The 16,793-nt window shown below is 59.0% G+C and carries 11 protein-coding genes and 1 pseudogene; 6 read left to right on the plus strand and 6 right to left on the minus strand.

Going from position 1 to position 16,793, the window contains the following annotated elements; all coding sequences use genetic code 11:
- The first annotated feature begins 348 nt into the window (after positions 1-348).
- The 5 genes and pseudogenes from arcB (at position 349) to BN1125_RS02310 (ending at position 10,249) form a co-directional block, all read left to right on the plus strand.
- The gene (gene arcB / locus BN1125_RS02295; RefSeq protein WP_042010434.1) at positions 349-2,661 is read left to right on the plus strand and encodes an aerobic respiration two-component sensor histidine kinase ArcB; all 2,313 of its coding nucleotides are present in this window, start codon (positions 349-351) and stop codon (positions 2,659-2,661) included.
- A gap of 33 nt (positions 2,662-2,694) precedes the next feature.
- The gene (gene dgt, locus BN1125_RS02300) at positions 2,695-4,059 is read left to right on the plus strand and encodes a dGTPase (RefSeq protein ID WP_042010436.1); all 1,365 of its coding nucleotides are present in this window, start codon (positions 2,695-2,697) and stop codon (positions 4,057-4,059) included.
- A 316-nt stretch (positions 4,060-4,375) separates the two neighbouring features.
- Positions 4,376-4,580: pseudogene (locus BN1125_RS18300) on the plus strand (hypothetical protein).
- 220 nt (positions 4,581-4,800) lie between these two features.
- Positions 4,801-9,057, plus strand: coding sequence for an ATP-binding protein (locus BN1125_RS02305; RefSeq protein WP_052446025.1), 4,257 nt, complete (start codon positions 4,801-4,803; stop codon positions 9,055-9,057).
- Complete coding sequence (locus tag BN1125_RS02310) at positions 9,038-10,249, plus strand: EAL domain-containing response regulator (protein ID WP_042010438.1); 1,212 nt, start codon at positions 9,038-9,040, stop codon at positions 10,247-10,249. The genes BN1125_RS02305 and BN1125_RS02310 overlap by 20 nt, the downstream gene beginning before the upstream one ends.
- A 327-nt stretch (positions 10,250-10,576) precedes the next feature.
- Here BN1125_RS02310 and rfaH read toward each other — a convergent pair whose 3' ends face one another.
- From rfaH to metN, 4 genes are all read right to left on the minus strand, one after another.
- Complete coding sequence (rfaH, locus tag BN1125_RS02320; RefSeq protein ID WP_042010442.1) at positions 10,577-11,077, minus strand: transcription/translation regulatory transformer protein RfaH; 501 nt, start codon at positions 11,075-11,077, stop codon at positions 10,577-10,579.
- 96 nt (positions 11,078-11,173) lie between these two features.
- Positions 11,174-11,974, minus strand: coding sequence for a methionine ABC transporter substrate-binding lipoprotein MetQ (gene metQ, locus BN1125_RS02325; protein ID WP_042010444.1), 801 nt, complete (start codon positions 11,972-11,974; stop codon positions 11,174-11,176).
- 25 nt (positions 11,975-11,999) lie between these two features.
- Positions 12,000-12,653, minus strand: a complete 654-nt coding sequence (locus tag BN1125_RS02330; RefSeq protein WP_005339070.1) for a methionine ABC transporter permease — start codon at positions 12,651-12,653, stop codon at positions 12,000-12,002.
- Positions 12,634-13,677, minus strand: coding sequence for a methionine ABC transporter ATP-binding protein MetN (gene metN / locus BN1125_RS02335; RefSeq protein WP_042010447.1), 1,044 nt, complete (start codon positions 13,675-13,677; stop codon positions 12,634-12,636). Before metN ends, BN1125_RS02330 begins: the two co-directional genes overlap by 20 nt.
- Positions 13,678-14,181: 504 nt before the next feature.
- On the opposite strand from metN, the gene BN1125_RS02340 reads away from it, so the two are divergent.
- The gene (locus tag BN1125_RS02340; RefSeq protein ID WP_042010448.1) at positions 14,182-14,637 is read left to right on the plus strand and encodes a hypothetical protein; all 456 of its coding nucleotides are present in this window, start codon (positions 14,182-14,184) and stop codon (positions 14,635-14,637) included.
- Positions 14,638-14,731: 94 nt separating this feature from the next.
- On the opposite strand, the gene ppgK is transcribed toward BN1125_RS02340, so the two are convergent.
- Complete coding sequence (ppgK, locus tag BN1125_RS02345; protein WP_042010449.1) at positions 14,732-15,472, minus strand: polyphosphate--glucose phosphotransferase; 741 nt, start codon at positions 15,470-15,472, stop codon at positions 14,732-14,734.
- 109 nt (positions 15,473-15,581) lie between these two features.
- Complete coding sequence (gene queG / locus BN1125_RS02350) at positions 15,582-16,736, minus strand: tRNA epoxyqueuosine(34) reductase QueG (protein WP_042010451.1); 1,155 nt, start codon at positions 16,734-16,736, stop codon at positions 15,582-15,584.
- Between the last annotated feature and the right edge of the window lie 57 nt (positions 16,737-16,793).

The raw sequence follows: 16,793 nt of genomic DNA on the forward strand, positions 1-16,793 counted from the left end.
TCCCTCTTTCATTGCACGCAGTACATGCGGATCATCGTGTCGAGTGGATAGGGGCGACGCCCAGCATCGTTGACCACGGGAGGGGGAGCAGCATCCATGGGGACCAAGCATATCTCTTCGCGGCGTTTGCCATTGAACTCTTCACTCCGCGAAGGTGCGTTGGTGATTCGTTGTGACCATCGCACATGGTGTTGATTGTGACTTTCGATCTCACGCCGGGGACTTGTTCGCTCTTTCCCTAACTCACTCATTTAACTCGGCGAATCGTTAATTAATTGTGCGAGATAAGAAGAGTTCAATTCTCTGTGCTGGTATTCTGTTCGCGTATATCGGGGAGAAAATAACAAGATGAAGCAGATTAAATCCTGGGCGCAATATTACGTCGATCTGATGACCACGCTGGGACTGGTGCGCTTCAGCATGTTCCTGGCGGCGGGCATTATCGTGCTGGCGGTCGCCATCCAGATGGGGGTGACCCTGTTCCTGCGCGGCAATGTCGATGTGATCGACTTCGTGCGTTCGGTCTTCTTCGGCCTGCTGGTGACACCCTGGGCGGTCTATTTTCTCTCCATCGTGGTGGATCAGCTGGAGGATTCCCGCCAGCGACTGAGCCGGATGGTGAGCAAGCTGCAAGATATGCGCGAGCGGGACCTGGAGCTCAATACCCAGCTGCAGGAGAACATCAGCCGCCTCAACGCCCAGATTGCCGAGACCAACCGGGCCGAGAGCCTGCGTCTGCAGGCCATCGAGGATCTCGAGAACGAGGTGTTCCAGCGAGAGAAAGCCCAGCTCCATCTGGGGGAGCGCACCGCCCTGCTGCGCTCCTTCATAGACTGCTCCCCCGATCTGGTCTACTACCGCAACGAGGATGAGCAGTTTTCCGGCTGCAACCGTGCCATGGAGGAGCTGACCGGCAAGGTGGAAAGCGAGCTGATCGGTCTTACCCCGTTCGATGTCTACAAGCAGGAGATTGCCAACAAGATAGTCGAGACCGACCGACAAGTCTTCAGTAGCAACGAGCCGCTCACCTACGAGCAGTGGCTGGAGTATCCCGATGGTCGCAAGGCCTACTTCGAGCTGCGCAAGGTGCCCTTCTTCGATCGCTTCGGCAAGCGGCTTGGCCTGCTCGGTTTTGGTCGTGACATCACCGAACGTAAGCAGTACCAGGACAAACTGGAGAAGGCGAGCCGCGACAAGACCACCTTTATCTCCACCATCAGTCACGAGCTGCGCACCCCGCTCAATGGCATTGTGGGGCTGAGCCGGATACTGATGGATACCCCCCTCGATGCCAAGCAGCACCAACAGCTCAAGACCATTCACCTGAGTGCGGTGACCCTTGGCAATATCTTCAACGACATCATTGATCTCGATAAACTCGACCGGCGTCGCCTCGAAATTGCGCCGACCCGCATCGATCTCCCAGCCTTTCTCGACGAACTGGAGACCCTCTCTCGCATCCAGGCGGAGCAGAAGGGGCTCTATCTCCATTTCGATCGGGATGGCGACATGCCGCAATACGTAATGGCCGATGGCACCCGCCTGCGTCAGGTGCTGTGGAATCTGGTGGGCAACGCGGTCAAGTTTACCGATGAGGGGGGCGTCACCGTGCGTTGTCTCTCCCACCCTGCCGACGAGCCGGGCAAGCTGGCCCTGCACTTCGAGGTGGAGGATACCGGCATCGGCATCCCGCGCGCCCAGCAGGAGAAGATCTTCGCCATGTACTATCAGGTGCAGGGCAAGAAGCACGCTACCGGCACCGGCATTGGCCTCGCGGTCTCCCGCCAGCTGGTGCAAGCCATGGGTGGCCAGCTCTATGTGGACAGCGATCCGGGCGAAGGTTCCTGCTTCACCGCCGAGCTGGAGGTAGCTTGCGCCGAGCCGGTATTGCCGGAGCAGGAGGAGGAGATGCCCTCCCTCGATATCCTGCTGGTGGAGGATGTGGAGCTCAACGTGACGGTGGCCTGCGCCCTGCTCAACAAGTTGGGTCATCAGGTGCAGGTGGCACGAGACGGCACCCAGGCGTTGGCGATGGCCAACCCGGATGATTTCGACCTCATTTTGCTCGATATCCAGCTGCCGGACATGACCGGCTTCGATGTGGCGGCCCAACTGCTTGAACGTTACGGTGACAGCTTGCCGCCCATGGTGGCGCTGACTGCCAACGTGACTAGTGATCGCCAGTATTACCTGGATCGCGGCATGCTGGATGTGATCAACAAGCCGCTCGGCTCGAAGGCGGTACGAGAGGTGATTGGCCATCTGTTTGCCGATCTGGCGGAAGACGAAGCTGACGAGCAGGTGGATGCAGAGAGTCAGGATCAGCTGTTGGACCTGCATTTCCTCACTGATTACGCCGATACCGTGGGCAAGCCGGTGCTGCTCTCCAGCGTCGATCTGTTCGAGAAGATGATGCCGGACTACATGGCGGTGCTCGACTCCAACATGATTGCCAAGGATCAGGCGGGGGTAGTGGAGGAGGCCCACAAGATCAAGGGCGCTGCAGGTTCCATCGGTCTGCGCCGTCTGCAGCAGACGGCCCAGCTGATCCAGAGTCCGGATCACCCCGCCTGGTGGGAGAACGTGGAAGACTGGATTGAGACGCTGCGCCGTGAATATCCCGGCGATATCGCCCGTCTGCGGCGCTGGCTATTGTCTTGAATCTGACGGAAGTTGCTGGCAAGGAGCTGCAAGATGTATAGCCGTTTGATTACCCCCGCGCGCATCCACCCCTGGGGGGATGAGGATCTGCTGGAGGCGACCGAGCTGGATCGCGCCCGAATTGTACAGGCGGCGCCGGTGCGCCGGCTGCAGCAAAAGACCCAGGTCTTTCCGCTCGATGTGAAAGCCTCGGTGCGCAGCCGCCTCACCCACTCGCTTGAAGTGCAGGAGACCGGCCGCCAGATCAGCCGTCGTATTCTGGCCGCCTTGCCGCCCGGTGAGGTCTGCGAAGGGGCCTTTATCAATCTGGTGGAGATGTCCTGCCTGCTGCACGATGTCGGCAATCCGCCGTTTGGTCACTTTGGCGAGCAGGTGATGAGCCAGTGGCTCGGTGAGATGCTCGATCCCCTCTATCAGCAGGCGCTGGCGCAGCCTCCCTCGGCCCAGTGGGCGGAATTACGTCAGGATCTGCAACTGTTTGATGGCAACGCCCAGAGCCTGCGGCTGGTGCACAGTCTGCACGAACTCAACCTGACCCTCGGCCAGTTGGCGGCGCTGTGCAAATACCCGCAGCAACCCCAACCGGGAGTCAGCTATGGCCAGCATCATGGCTGGAGCAGCAAGCGGGGCATCTTCTTCAGCGAGCAGCCGCTCTACCGCGCCCTCGGCCAGAGTCTGGGATTGGCCCCCGGCTGCCGTCATCCGCTGGTCTACATCATGGAGGCGGCCGATGACATCTCCTACTGCATCGCCGATCTGGAGGATGCGGTCGATCGGCGGATCCTGACGCTGAGCGAACTGTTGGCTGCGTTGCGAGGGGCCGATCAGAGCGACTACATGGGCACCTTGCTCGATGACGCGCTGGCATCCGGCCGAGGCTTTTTTCCCCATTTTCGTCAGCAACTGACCCGGGATCTGGTGGCGCTGGCGGCGCAGAGCTATGTCAGCGAACATCAGGCCATTTTGCAGGGCTCCTACCCGCAAGCGCTGTTACACGGTCAGGCGCCGGCGGCGCGGGTGCTCGACATCCTCAAACAGGTGGCAAGGACGCAGGTCTTTATGCGCTCCGAGGTGGAAGCCCTCGAACTAGAAGGCTATGCGGCGCTGCGCGGCGTGCTGACCAGCTATGCCTGCCTGCTGGCGCTGCCAGCGTCACAATTTGCCCGCCTGCTGGCCGGGGAGGGAGGTCAGGCGCTGTTCTTTGCGCGCCGCCTCTATCACCGCCTCTCGGCCCGCCACCTCAAGGCCTACCGGTTGGCGATCGCTACCCCGGATCCACGCTTTGCCTGCCAGCACGAGCAGGAGTGGTATTACCGGGTGCGGCTGCTGCTCGATTACGTCAGCGGCATGACGGATACCTATGTGCTGGAGGAGTATCGGCTGCTCTCGGGGATCTGATGCCCCCGGCACTGCCTTGCGGGCAGCATAAAATGCCGTGAAATGGTTGAAAGGGAGTCGAGAGAGGCTTGTTTTTAATTCGGATATTTTTTAGACCGCTGCAACTTGTTCAACTTTTGCCCGATAAGGAGACGAAAATGCAAGATCTGATGCTCAACGTTGCATTTGCTCGCTGCACCCATGGCAGCGTGAAATCTCGTGCTCTTTTACCGCGTGGCGTAAGCAGGTAACCCCTGTCTTTTTTATCACCCGAGGTTCGTCCCGCAGGGTGATCTCCACTTTCTCCGGGAGAACCGCATGTTCACTGGAGAATGTCATGTCTATCGAACTGGTCTTACTGCGTCGTGTCGAAGTCTTTGGTTCCAAAGCGAATCGCCCGGGTTGAGCGTCGCCTCGCCGTGGTCAATCTGTCGCCAGCCCTGCTGAAAGATATCGGTCTGGAAGGATATCAGGGTCAGATCTCCCTCGTTCGCGAGCGGGAGTATCAAACCGGCTTTCGGCTCGGGAATCGAATAACCTGATCCACAGGGGAGAGTAAACGCTCTCCCTATTATGGCGATGGCAGACGGAATGCCTGCCATTTTTGTGTCTGAAGGTTGATTTTTATTCACTTTTCAGTGGGCTTACACTATTCTCTCCGCCCCGTTTGTGACAGGCTCGTCATTTTTTCGCCTTGTGCTGTCAGGATCGGCAAGATTAGATGTGGTGGCCTCTCCGTTTTACTTATCAGGACAAGACTTCATGTCACTCTTTCGTCAGCTTTTTCTTCCCCTGTTGTTGCTGTGTTGCGGCATGCCTGCTGTTGCTGTTCTCCAGTTGGAAGAGGCGGGGGTGGGCGACTGGATTGCAGCCGATGAAGAGCTGGTGATCGGGGTGCCCCTTGGTGGTTATCCCCCTTTTCTCTACGAGCAGCCCGATCAGCGCTATGCCGGTCCGCTCAAGGCGTTGGCCTCGCGCATTGCAGCAGAAATGGGGGTCTCCCTGCGATATGTCTCCTACAACACCTATTTAGATGCCCAGACGGCACTGCACAGTGGCCGTATCGATGCACTGATCGGGGTTGAAGTCGATGCCCTCGAACTGGACGGGATCCGCCATGAGGGGCATCTGGGCTCCTATGCCAGAGCCATCCTGATGCGCCATCCGAACCAGCAATTAACCATTGAGCAGGCACGCAAACTGCGCTGGGTCTGTATTCGCGGTTTTGGCAGTTGCAAAGAGCTGGCCAGGCTGAAGATGCCCCAAGTGACCGAGCTGGAGAGCCGTGACGAGGCGACCAACATGGTCAAACAGGGGGCGGCCGATGCTTATATGGCACTGGGATCGATTATTGCCATGGAGATGGCGCGGTTGCCCGAGCCGATGGGGATTGTGATGCCAGGCTGGATCTCTGCTGGCGCATTGACCATCGCCACCAGTAAGCATGATCCGGCGCTGACTGATCGCATCTGGCAGGCCTACCAGCGGATCCCCGCGGCAGATGCCCGGTTGCGGCTGAATCAGAAGGATCGTAACTTCAAGGCGGGTTTGTTGCTGACGCCAGGCGAGATGGCTTGGCTGAATCAGAAGAACAAGGTGGTCCGGTTTGCCGTTACGCCATCGCTTGCCGGTATCAGCGAGATCGATGACGAAGGGGGGTTGTACGGCTACACGGCAGATTTGATGAAACTGCTGAGTCAGCGCTCAGGGATCCGCTTTGAACTGGAACTGACCAGCACCTGGCTCGAGTCGCTGGCGCTGCTGAAACAGCACAAGGTGGATCTGATCCCCCTGATAGCACCGCTCAGGGAGCGCGAGACATTTGCCTCCTTCAGCTCCCCTTACCTTAACATCAACACCTATTTGGTAGCCCGGCGCGGTGCCCGCCCGCTGACATCGTCGGCTCAGCTGAAAGGGCTCCAGATAGGTGTAACCGAGTCATCCTATGAGGCCCACCTTATCGGCGTTCATGGTGGCAACGTCATCGAGGTGAGCAAGGATACCGAGTTGCTTACCCTGCTCGATACGGGGAAAGCCGAGTATGTGCTGCTGACCATGACCAATCTGGGGCAGCAGGCGATGAAGGGGTTCAATGAGAAGTATCAGGTGGTACTGAGCGCCCCCGAATTTTCTGTGCCTATCAGCATGGGCGTTGATACCAAGCAGCCTGAACTGCTGCGCATCATGGACAAGCTGCTGCAGAGTATCACGGATGAGGAGTGGCAACTGCTGGAGCGGCGTTGGCTCAATGTATCGGTAAATATGAAGCCTGATTACAGCCTGTTCTACAAGTGGTTGGCGTTGGGAGGGGCTGCCTTGTTGACCTGTGGTCTGCTGGTGATGCTCTGGGCTCGCAGCCTGCGTCGCCAGATTGCGCAGCGAAACATTGCAGAGGACAAGCTAAACGAACAACTGCTATTTGTGCAGACCCTGCTCAACTCGTTGCCGACCATGGTGGCATTACGCGATAGCGAGCAGCGGATCACTCTCTGCAACCAGGCCTATCGCGATGCCTTTCTCGTTGGCAGTAATGGCGAGGTGTCGGATGACCTGTACAGCATGCCAGAATCCCTGCGCGAGAGGGTGCTGGAAGAGGAGCGCAGGGTATGGCAAAGCGGTCAGGAACTGGAGGGGGCCGGCAGCAGCTCGCATGCCGATGGTACCCCTTTTCATGTGATCTATGCCAAGCGCCCTTATCGTGATCCCGATGGCAACATGCGGGGGGTGCTGACGGTGCTGACCGATGTCAGCCGGATCAAGGAGGCCGAGGATCGTGCTCGTCAGGCTGAAACCCGCCTGACCCAGATCACCGACAGCATGCCTGGCGTCGTCTACCAGTATCTGTGGCTAGGGCCGGGTAATGGACGCTTTCTTTACGCCTCTCAGGGGGCCAACGAGATTATGGGGGTGCCAGATCTGGATTTGTTTGGCGCCAGGTCTGGCGGTGAGGTATTCGGCTTTACCGAGCAGGCACAGCAGGCGTTTGTCAGCCAGGTGGCAAACCATGCCGCGACTCTGGCCCCCCTCGATCTGGAGGTCAAGGTGGATCGTCCGGACGGGGATCGCTATGTGCAGGTGCGCGGCAATTTTGTCCGCCAGGAGCTGCAGGGGCAGGGGCTGATCCTCAACGGAGTGGTTCAGGACATCACGGCTATCAAGCAGCAAGAGCATGAGCTACGGGAGGCGCGTGCCTATGCCGAGCAGGCGATGCAGGCGCGTAGCCGCTTTCTGGCCACCATGAGCCACGAGTTGCGCACACCTATCTCCGGTATGCACGGCATGCTCGAGTTGCTGCAAATGAGCGAGCTCAATGACGATCAGCGCTACATGGTGCGTAATGTGGTTACCTCGACCAACAATCTGCTCTATCTGGTCAACGATATTCTCGATTTCTCCAAGATAGAAGCGGGTCAGTTGCAGTTGAATTACCAGAGCAGCCGGTTGCAGACAGTGATCTGCGATGCGATCCGCGGTCACGCCACCCAGGCCCATAGCAAGGGGCTCAATGTGACGTTGGAGTGGGGCCTGCTTGTCCCTGATAGGGCCGATATCGACGGAGTAAGGGTCGGTCAGGTGATCTCCAACCTGCTCAACAATGCAGTAAAGTTTACCGAACAGGGGGAGGTCTCTATCCGGGTCAGCTACCTGCACGAGCAGCTTGCCATCAGTGTCCGCGATACCGGTATCGGGATTGCCGAAGAGAAACAGGGGTTGTTATTTACCCCGTTTGAGCAGGTGGAGTCTGACATTAATCGCCGCTTTGGCGGCACCGGGTTGGGGCTGGCCATCTGTGATCAGCTGGTACGCAAAATGGGGGGGAAACTCACCCTGACCAGCAAGGCGGGAGAGGGCTCCCGTTTCCGTTTTACCGTGCCGCTGACCAATCCTCAATGGGATGCCCCCCCGCTGGCCGGGACAGAGTGGTGGTTTTTCAGCGCCGATGCCAACCTCGAGACGGCCATGCGGCGGTTGGGGGCCAGGCTCAAGCATCTGGATGCCAGTCAGCTCAACCGCTCACTGGAAGGGTTGCTGCTGGCTGATCAGCAGTGGCTGGAGCAGACCCTTGGCAGTGAGTGGCAGAACTGGCTGCAACACTCTGCGCTGAAGGGGATCTTAGCGTCACCCGATGAGGCGCTACGGGGGCGGGTAGGTGGTCAGGTTTGGTGGCGATTGGGGCTCTCTCCTCTCTATCCGGATCTGCTGCTGGAGAGTTGTCTTGCGCTGCTGCAGGAGCGGGTCGCCCCGGTCCTGCCTGCGCCGGTTGACAAGCTGGGAGGACGGGTGCTGGTGGCTGATGACCATCCGGTCAATCGTGCCCTGCTGGCACGACAACTGGCTAGGCTCGGAGTTGAAGCCCAGGTGGTGGAGGATGGCGAGCAGGCGTTGCGGGCCTGGCAGGGTCAACCATTCTCTCTGTTGCTGACCGATTGTCATATGCCGGTGATGGATGGCTATGCCCTGACCAAGGCGCTGCGGGCGGCGGGCGTGACGGCACCCATTATCGGGGTGACGGCGGATACCTCGGAAGAGGCCCATGCCCGTATGATGGAGGCAGGCATGAGCGACATGCTGTTCAAGCCCTATCCGCTGGATAGCCTGCACCAACTGCTGGCACATTGGCTCGCTGAGTCGGTACCGGCTGGCAGTGCCGCAGTGACGGCTGTCGATGACGGACTGACTGTGCAGTCAGAGCGCTGGTTGACCCTGTTTGGCGATGAGCAGACGGCACGGGCGATGGCGGCGGAATATCTCGACTCCAATCGTCAGGATGGTGCGCATATGATGGCGGCACTGACTTGCCATGACTTCGGCGCACTGGTAGAAACAGCCCACCGGATCAAGGGGGCGGCCCGCATGGTCGGACTGCAGGAGCTGGCCAGCCAGGCAGCCAGACTTGAGTCGGTAGCGAGATTGAAGCAGCTTGATGAACTGGATGAGCTGATCGGAACGGTGCAGCTATTGATGACGGCGATCGCCCACGACATTGGATTATGGCTCGATGAAAAAAGCACAACATGAGTTGGTCATCATGGTCGTGGAAGACCATGGATTTCAGCGCAAGGCGCTGCTGCACCAGATCCGCAGTCTGGGTTACCAGAATCTGCTGGAGGCGGCCGATGGTGCCGAGGCGCTGGCACTGAGCCAGCAACACGCCGTCGATATCCTGTTTTGTGATTTGCGGATGCCGGGCATGGATGGCATGGCGCTCCTGCGTCGTCTGTCGCTGGGCGGTTTTCGGGGGGGGATTATCCTCTCCAGCGCCCTTGAGGACGATGTGGTGGAAGCCGTACTGCGCATGAGTGCCGCCTATGGCTTGCAGGTGTTGGGGCGCATCGAGAAGCCCTCCAGTCAGCAACAGATCAGCCAGCTGATCACTACCTGGCGGCCACAACAGGAGCGGGTTCAGGAGGAGGACGGTCACTGCCTGACTCTGGATGATCTGAGTCTGGCGCTGGAGCAGGATCTGCTGCTGCCCTGGTATCAGCCCAAGGTGAGCTTTGCCTCCGGCGAGTGGGTCGGGATGGAGGCGCTGGCCCGCTGGCAGCACCCCAAGTTCGGCCAGATCTCTCCGGGACGCTTTATTCCGCTGGCGGAGCATAACGGTCTGATCGATCAGTTGACCGAGGTGATCATCGGCAAATCCCTCAGTGATGGTCACCTGTGGGAAGAGACCGGGCTCTCGCTCAATCTGTCGATGAACCTCTCCACCAGTTCGCTGATCGAGGGTGATCTGTGCAATACCCTGATCAACCAGTGCCAGCGCTGGAGCATCAACCCTGAGCTTATCACCCTGGAGGTGACCGAGAGCGCCTTTGTGCAGGATCTGGGCAAGTCGCTGGAGGTGCTGACCCGCCTGCGGATGCACGGTTTTGGCCTATCCATCGACGACTTCGGCACAGGCTACTCCTCCATGCAGCAACTGGCGCTGCTGCCCTTTACCGAGTTGAAGCTGGATCGATCCTTTGTCGATCGCTGTTTTGAAGACCCCTCCCGTCTGGCGATTATCGAGTCCAGTATCGAACTGGCGCGCAAGTTGGGCCTCAAGTCGGTGGCGGAAGGGGTGGAAGATGTGCAAACCTGGCGGCTGCTGGCAGAGTTGGGCTGCGATGTTTGCCAGGGGTTCTTCTCTGCCAGACCGATGCCACGCAGTGAGTTGCAAGAGTGGCACCGTGCTTGGCAGAAAAGATTACCGACCCTTATCGCTATCTGAATCTTTAGAACAAACCGCTTGCTTGGAACAGGGATGTTCAAGCGCATGGCGAGCCGGGTGCAGTCGGTTTCGGGTTTATCAACCAGCGGCTCCGCACTCTCCTCGACGTGTCGCTTGGCCTACATCAATCGGACCCGGCCTGCCTGGTCATTACCCAGCAACAGTTATGCCGACCCTTGCCTACTCTTCCTATTCTTTCAAGCACCATCGGGTCGGGGAGCCGTGTCCTCTGCCGGCCCAGGGTGACGCCATCAAAGTGGCACGTGCCGGCGTATTCTGCAGACAGTGTGGTACGGGTGACTCTGCAGACAGGGGTACTCCGCTTTTTTAGTCGAGCCGTCTGAAGGCCTGGTTGTCGAAGCTGCTGGCGGTCTCCTGATTGAGCAGGCTCACCAGTAAAATGGCCCGTTTCTCCCCATCCGGTTCTATATAGATGGCTTCAAAGCCGGCGAGCGGCCCCTCTTCAATCAGTACCTTATCTCCCGCGGTGGGCAGGCTGGTGTAGCGGGATCTCGCCTCGTCGCTGTCATCGCGGCTCATTAGTTGATAGACCAGCTTGTTGCTGATGGGGGTCCATTCGCTACCAAAGTGGATGATCCGGCTGATGCCGCGGGTCGATTTCAGGGTGACCGGGGTGACCTCTTCCAGATCCACGTAGATGAACAGGTAGTTGGGAAACATGGGCTCCCTGACCGGGACTCGTTTGCCCCGCCGCAGTTTTTCAACTTCCACCATGGGGTAGTAGGATTCGACCCCCTGGGCATCGAGGTGGGCGCGGGCGCGGGCCTCTTCTTTTGGCTTGCAGTAGGCCAGATACCATTTTTTCATGTGCTGAATATGTTCGTGTTGCCGTGCTCGTCGATATCATAGCGGCGCCAATAAAAAAGGCCACGCATTGCATGGCCTTTTTTGCCGAGTGAGTGATTACCAACCTTTCACCAGACCGCCCTTGAACAGTTCCAGCCCTTTCTTGTAGACATCGTCGGTCTGGAAGGCCTGCACGAACTGTTTGACCTTCTCGTCATCCTTGTTGTTGTCGCGGGCGACGATCAGGTTGACGTAGGGGGACTCTTTGTCTTCAACAAACAGGCCGTTTTCGCTCGGGGTCAGACCAATCTGGCCAGCGAAGGTGTTGTTGATGATGGCCAGATCCACATCTTCCAGTGAGCGGGGCAGCTGGGCTGCTTCCAGCTCGACAATCTTGAAGTCGCGCGGGTTGCTGGTGATATCCAGCACGGTGGCTTCTAGACCGGCGCCATCCTTCAGGGTGAGCAGACCCTGTTTGGCCAGCAGCATCAGGGAGCGACCCAGGTTGGTCGGATCGTTCGGTACCGCGATCTGGGCGCCATCCTTCAGCTCGGAGAGGGCCTTGATCTTCTTGGAGTAACCGGCGATCGGGTAGACGAAGGTGTTGCCAACCGGCACCAGCTTGAAGCCGCGATCACGCACCTGCGCATCCAGATAGGGCTTGTGCTGGAAGGCGTTGACGTCGATGCTGCCATCGTTCAGCGCCACGTTCGGGGTGACGTAGTCGGAGAAGTTGACCACCTCGACGGTCAAACCGTATTTCTCTTTGGCGACCTTGGCCGCCACTTCAACCAGCTCGGTCTCCGGGCCGGCGATGGCGCCTACTTTCAGAACCTTGCTCTCTTCTTTTTGACCGCAACCGGCCAGAACCAGACCAGCCAGCAGGGCTGCTGCCACGGATTTGATGCCAAATTTCATAAAACCTCCTGTCAGAAATCGACGATTAACGATGATCACATTTGTTGACCAGGCGCTCACCCGCGCTCTGGATAAGTTGAACCAGTACTACCAGGATAACCACGGTCACCAGCATGACGGTTGGGTCAAAGCGCTGATAACCATAACGAATACCCACATCGCCCAGACCGCCGCCACCGATGGCCCCGGCCATGGCCGAGTAGTTCACCAGCGTGACGAGGGTAATGGTGACGCTGTTGAGGATGCCGGGCAGGGCCTCAGGCAGCAGCACCTTGGTGATGATTTGCAGCGGCTTGGCGCCCATCGCCTTGGCCGCTTCCAGCAGGCCATCCGGCACCTCCATCAGGGCCCCTTCCACCAGACGGGCGATGAAGGGGATGCAGCCGACCGTCAGCGGCACGATGGCAGCGATGGTGCCGATACTGGTGCCGACAATCAGCCGGGTCAGCGGAATGATGGCGACCAGCAGGATGATAAAGGGTACCGAACGCCCCACGTTGACCACCATGCCCAGAGTACGGTTGAGCAAGGGGTTGGCCAGGATCTGGCCAGCCTTGGTCACATGGAGCGCCACGCCGAGCGGCAAGCCGAGCAGGCAGCCGAACAGAGCGGAGGCAAACACCATGATCAGGGTGTCGCCCAGGGCCGTGATGAGCAGATTAATCATGGCTTCGGACATAACCCATTACCTCCAGCTGAATGTGGTTGTCGATGAGGAACTGCTGGGTCGCCTCGCACTGGGCGTCATCCCCGAACAGCTCGGCCAGCAGAAACCCGAATTTGACACCACCGGCGTACTCGATGTCTGCGCTCAGAATGCTGATGTCGATATTGAAACGGCGGCTCGCCTCGGAAATCAGCGGTGTATCGACCGTGCTGCCAGTAAAGCCGAGCTTCACCAGCGGGTAGCTGCCTGGCACCCGCTCGCTGCTCATCCGATCCTGATACTCCTGGGGCACTTCCAGATGGATGGTTGAGTGGATGAAATCCCGCGCCAGCTGGGTCTTGGCATTGCTGAAGAACCAGGCCACTTCGCCCTGTTCGATCAGGCGGCCGTCGCTGATGATGGCCACTTCGTCACAGATCCCTTTCACCACGTCCATCTCATGGGTGATGAGCAAAATGGTGAGCCCCAGCTTGACGTTGATCTCTTTGAGCAGGGTCAGGATCGAGCGGGTGGTCTGCGGGTCGAGGGCCGAGGTGGCCTCGTCACAGAGCAGTACCTTGGGAGCCGGTGCCAGCGCCCGGGCGATGGCGACCCGCTGTTTCTGTCCGCCGGAGAGTTCGGACGGATAGGCATGGGCGCGGGCTTCCAGCCCGACCAGCGCCAGCAGCTCGGCAACCCGTTGCTGGATCTTCTCTTTGCTCCAGCCTGCCAGCTCCAGCGGAAAGGCGATGTTGGCAAACACGGTGCGGGAGGCGAGCAGGTTGAAGTGCTGGAAAATCATCCCGATCTGGCGGCGAGCCTGGGTCAGATCCCGCTCACTCAGGGCGACCAGATCCTGGCCGTCGACAATCACCTCGCCCTCTGTCGGGCGCTCCAGCAGGTTGACACAACGAATGAGGGTACTCTTGCCGGCACCGGAGGCACCGATCACCCCGAATATTTTGCCTTGGGGTACATGCAGACTCACATCACGCAGGGCGTGCACGGCGTCACTGCCTGTACCGTAGACTTTGTTGAGACCTTTCAACTTAATCATGGATTCTTCCGTGCTAACAGCCTTAAAGCACAGGGCGCTACAGGCAGGTGAATTGGGCAGAGGTTCCACTGGGTTACTCTGCCATCATGGAGGATGATGCTAAGATGTCCGGATGGCCGTGTCAATGTGTGTTTCTACGTCTAGACGTCTAAAAACTGATGGGGATTTCTGTCTGGCGGATAATAAACCGAAGGAAAAGGTTGCGCTTCCAGATCCTGTTTCGTCAGTGTGGTATATGGCCGAATTAAAGATGGTTTATATCGGGTAAACACTGGAGTTATGAGTGTGTTGGCCCGTTCCTGCTCATATCAGGTGTCGAGCCTGATGCCTCTCCATCGTTGCACAAATAGCTGCACAAATCGTTCCCTATTCGCGACCGGATCACCTGTCCGCGACTTTGTCGGCGCCAACCTTGATGCAGCGCAAGGGGGCGACGGATAGGGATTGGGTCGGGTGCGTCGCTTTTTTATACTGATGATATCGACAATCATGGAGGGCTGTGCGATGAGATTCCAACAGATTAAAGAGTTGCTGCACTATCTTGAACAGGTTCATCACCAGCTCGGACTCTGTTACGGGCGCTTGACCAGTCAGGTGGACAGCGAACGCAGCCGGATGTTGCTGGTCTATCTGCAAGGGCGTGAGGATGCGGCCACAGCCCATCTGCACGAATACGCCGCTCAGCTGGGAGAGGCGGTCAGAGAGACCTGGCTGAACCAGAGTTTCAGCGAGGATATGCTGCCTGTCATTACCCGCTTCGAGATGCCAGCATCAGCCCAGACTCAGGATATCGTCACTCAGGTGTGCCGCTGGGAAGAGCAGCTGGTGGGCGAGCTGGGCCATCTGGCCCGGGAGTGCCCGACACCGGCCACCACCGCCCTGCTCGAGAATCTGGCCGGGCTGGAGCAGACTCGCCTGACCCGACTGGTACACGGGGTGCATCGACTCGATGACATGTAACGGGTAATGGCGGTCAAACAGATGAGATAGCGGCCAAACAAAAGGGCCCGGCAGCTGTGCCGGGCCCTTTCATTTGATTTGCGGTGAGCGTTGTTCAGCCCTGCTGCTTGGCCGCGAAGAGAGCGGCTCCGATAATGCCTGCCTGGTTGAGGCTGGCCGCAGGGATGAGCGGTGCCCGGGTCTCGATGCGATCGACAAACTTCTCCAGTTTGGCCGCGCAGCCCCCCCCTAGAATGAAGAGGTCGGGGGAGAACAAAAATTCGAGGCGCGCCAGATACTTGTTGAAGCGCTTGCCCCAGCGGCCCCAGGAGAGATCTTCCCGCTTGCGCACCGCGTCGGAGCAGTAGTGCTCCGCCACCATCCCTTCCAGCATCAGGTGACCCAGCTCGGTGTTGGGTAGCAGGTGGCCGTTGACGAACACGGCTGTGCCAATACCGGTGCCAACGGTGATGAGGATAATCACTCCCTTGCGATCCTTGCCTGCGCCAAATGTCATCTCGGCCAAGCCAGCAGCATCGGCGTCGTTCAACACGTAGCAGGGGTGGCCGATGACATCGCTGAACAGGTGAGCGGCGTCAGTTTCGATCCAGCTCTTGTCGATGTTGGAGGCATTTTTAGCGACCCCGTGGTGGATGGTAGCAGGAAAGCCACAACCCACCGGTCCTTTCCAGTTGAAATGCTCAACCATTCTTTTGAGGGTATTGGCAATGGCGGCCGGTGTAGCCGGCTGCGGTGTGGCCATGCGATGGCGCTCGCCAATCAATTCGCCGGTTTCGGTGTCGACCAGACAACCCTTGATCCCCGAGCCGCCAATATCCACTCCCAACATTTGCATCTGTCATGTCCTTTTAGTGTACCGACCATGTTGTATTGATCGCAGTGTGGATCACTGCGGGTCGGCAGAGCATGAAAAAAGTGCTGCATTCCGGCAAGGGGCAGATTACCTATGCGTGATCCGGCAGACCTTTTTCGATGCAGCGGATCAGCAAACGGGTCTTCTTGTTCTCTTCATCTTTACACCGGGCAAGGGTGGCCAGCGCCCATTCGATATGGCCGGCCACCATGGGTTCGGCCGTGGTCAGCCCCCGTTTCAGGGCGGTGATCACCTCGGGGGTCGCCGGGCCATTGCCAAGGGCCACTGCCAGATTGCGGCGCCAGCGTTGATAGCCGATGCGGCGAATGGGGCTGCCCTCCGTGTGCTTGAGAAAGTCGCTCTCGCTCCAGCCCCACAAGGTCAAGAGGGGCGGGCGGTGCAGATTGGGGCGCGGGCTGAAGTCGGGCTCAGGACTGGCGTTGGCGTAGCGGTTCCAGGGGCAGATAAGCTGGCAGTCGTCGCAGCCGTAGATGCGGTTGCCCATCAAGGGCCTGAACTCTTCCGGAATAGGGCCGTCGTTTTCGATGGTGAGATAGGAGATGCAGCGGCGGCCATCCACCACATAGGGGGCGACAATGGCACCGGTCGGGCAGATGTTGATGCAGGCGACGCACTTGCCGCACTGCTCCTTCTTCACTGGCTGGTCGAGTGGCAGCGGCAGGTTGAGCAACAGTTCCCCCAGAAAGAAGAAGGAGCCGGCCGATTCGTTGAGCAGCAGTGAGTGTTTGCCAACCCAGCCGAGGCCGGCCTTGGCCGCCAGTGGCCGTTCAAGGATGGGGGCGGAGTCGACGAAGGGGCGCCACTCACCCAAGGTCTCCTCAGTGCCTTGAAACAGCTCGGCGCAGCGCGCTTCGATGCGATCACCCAGCTGTTTGAGCCGGTTGCGCAGCACCTTGTGGTAGTCGCGACCGAGCGCATAGCGGCTGATATAGCCAAGGGTCGGATCGCGCAGGGTAGCGGCGAAGCCAGCTTCGAACGGCAGGTAGTTCATCCGCACCGACAACACCCGCACCGTGCCCGGAAGCAGCTCGTGGGCGCGCGCCCGCATCATGCCGTGGCGCGCCATGTAATCCATGCTGCCGTGATAGCCCGCATCCAGCCAGGCCTGCAATCTCGGCTCTTCGATACGCAGATCGGTGTCGGTAATGCCCGCCTGGTCAAATCCTAGCTCCCGTGCCCAGAGCTTGATATCGTGGGCCAGCTGGTGGAAGTCAGGTGCGCTCATGCGGCTTGGCCTGGCCGGTGTTTGCTGGCGTGGGTCGATTGATAAGAGGCGGGAGCC

The sequence above is a fragment of the Aeromonas fluvialis genome, from assembly GCF_000819885.1.
Classification (GTDB): domain Bacteria; phylum Pseudomonadota; class Gammaproteobacteria; order Enterobacterales; family Aeromonadaceae; genus Aeromonas; species Aeromonas fluvialis.

Coding starts and splice junctions, on each gene's coding strand:
- arcB (WP_042010434.1), top strand. CDS start 349: ATGAAGCAGATTAAATCCTGGGCGCAATATTACGTCGATCTGATGACC.
- dgt (WP_042010436.1), top strand. CDS start 2,695: ATGTATAGCCGTTTGATTACCCCCGCGCGCATCCACCCCTGGGGGGAT.
- BN1125_RS02305 (WP_052446025.1), top strand. CDS start 4,801: ATGTCACTCTTTCGTCAGCTTTTTCTTCCCCTGTTGTTGCTGTGTTGC.
- BN1125_RS02310 (WP_042010438.1), top strand. CDS start 9,038: ATGAAAAAAGCACAACATGAGTTGGTCATCATGGTCGTGGAAGACCAT.
- rfaH (WP_042010442.1), bottom strand. CDS start 11,077: ATGAAAAAATGGTATCTGGCCTACTGCAAGCCAAAAGAAGAGGCCCGC.
- metQ (WP_042010444.1), bottom strand. CDS start 11,974: ATGAAATTTGGCATCAAATCCGTGGCAGCAGCCCTGCTGGCTGGTCTG.
- BN1125_RS02330 (WP_005339070.1), bottom strand. CDS start 12,653: ATGTCCGAAGCCATGATTAATCTGCTCATCACGGCCCTGGGCGACACC.
- metN (WP_042010447.1), bottom strand. CDS start 13,677: ATGATTAAGTTGAAAGGTCTCAACAAAGTCTACGGTACAGGCAGTGAC.
- BN1125_RS02340 (WP_042010448.1), top strand. CDS start 14,182: ATGAGATTCCAACAGATTAAAGAGTTGCTGCACTATCTTGAACAGGTT.
- ppgK (WP_042010449.1), bottom strand. CDS start 15,472: ATGCAAATGTTGGGAGTGGATATTGGCGGCTCGGGGATCAAGGGTTGT.
- queG (WP_042010451.1), bottom strand. CDS start 16,736: ATGAGCGCACCTGACTTCCACCAGCTGGCCCACGATATCAAGCTCTGG.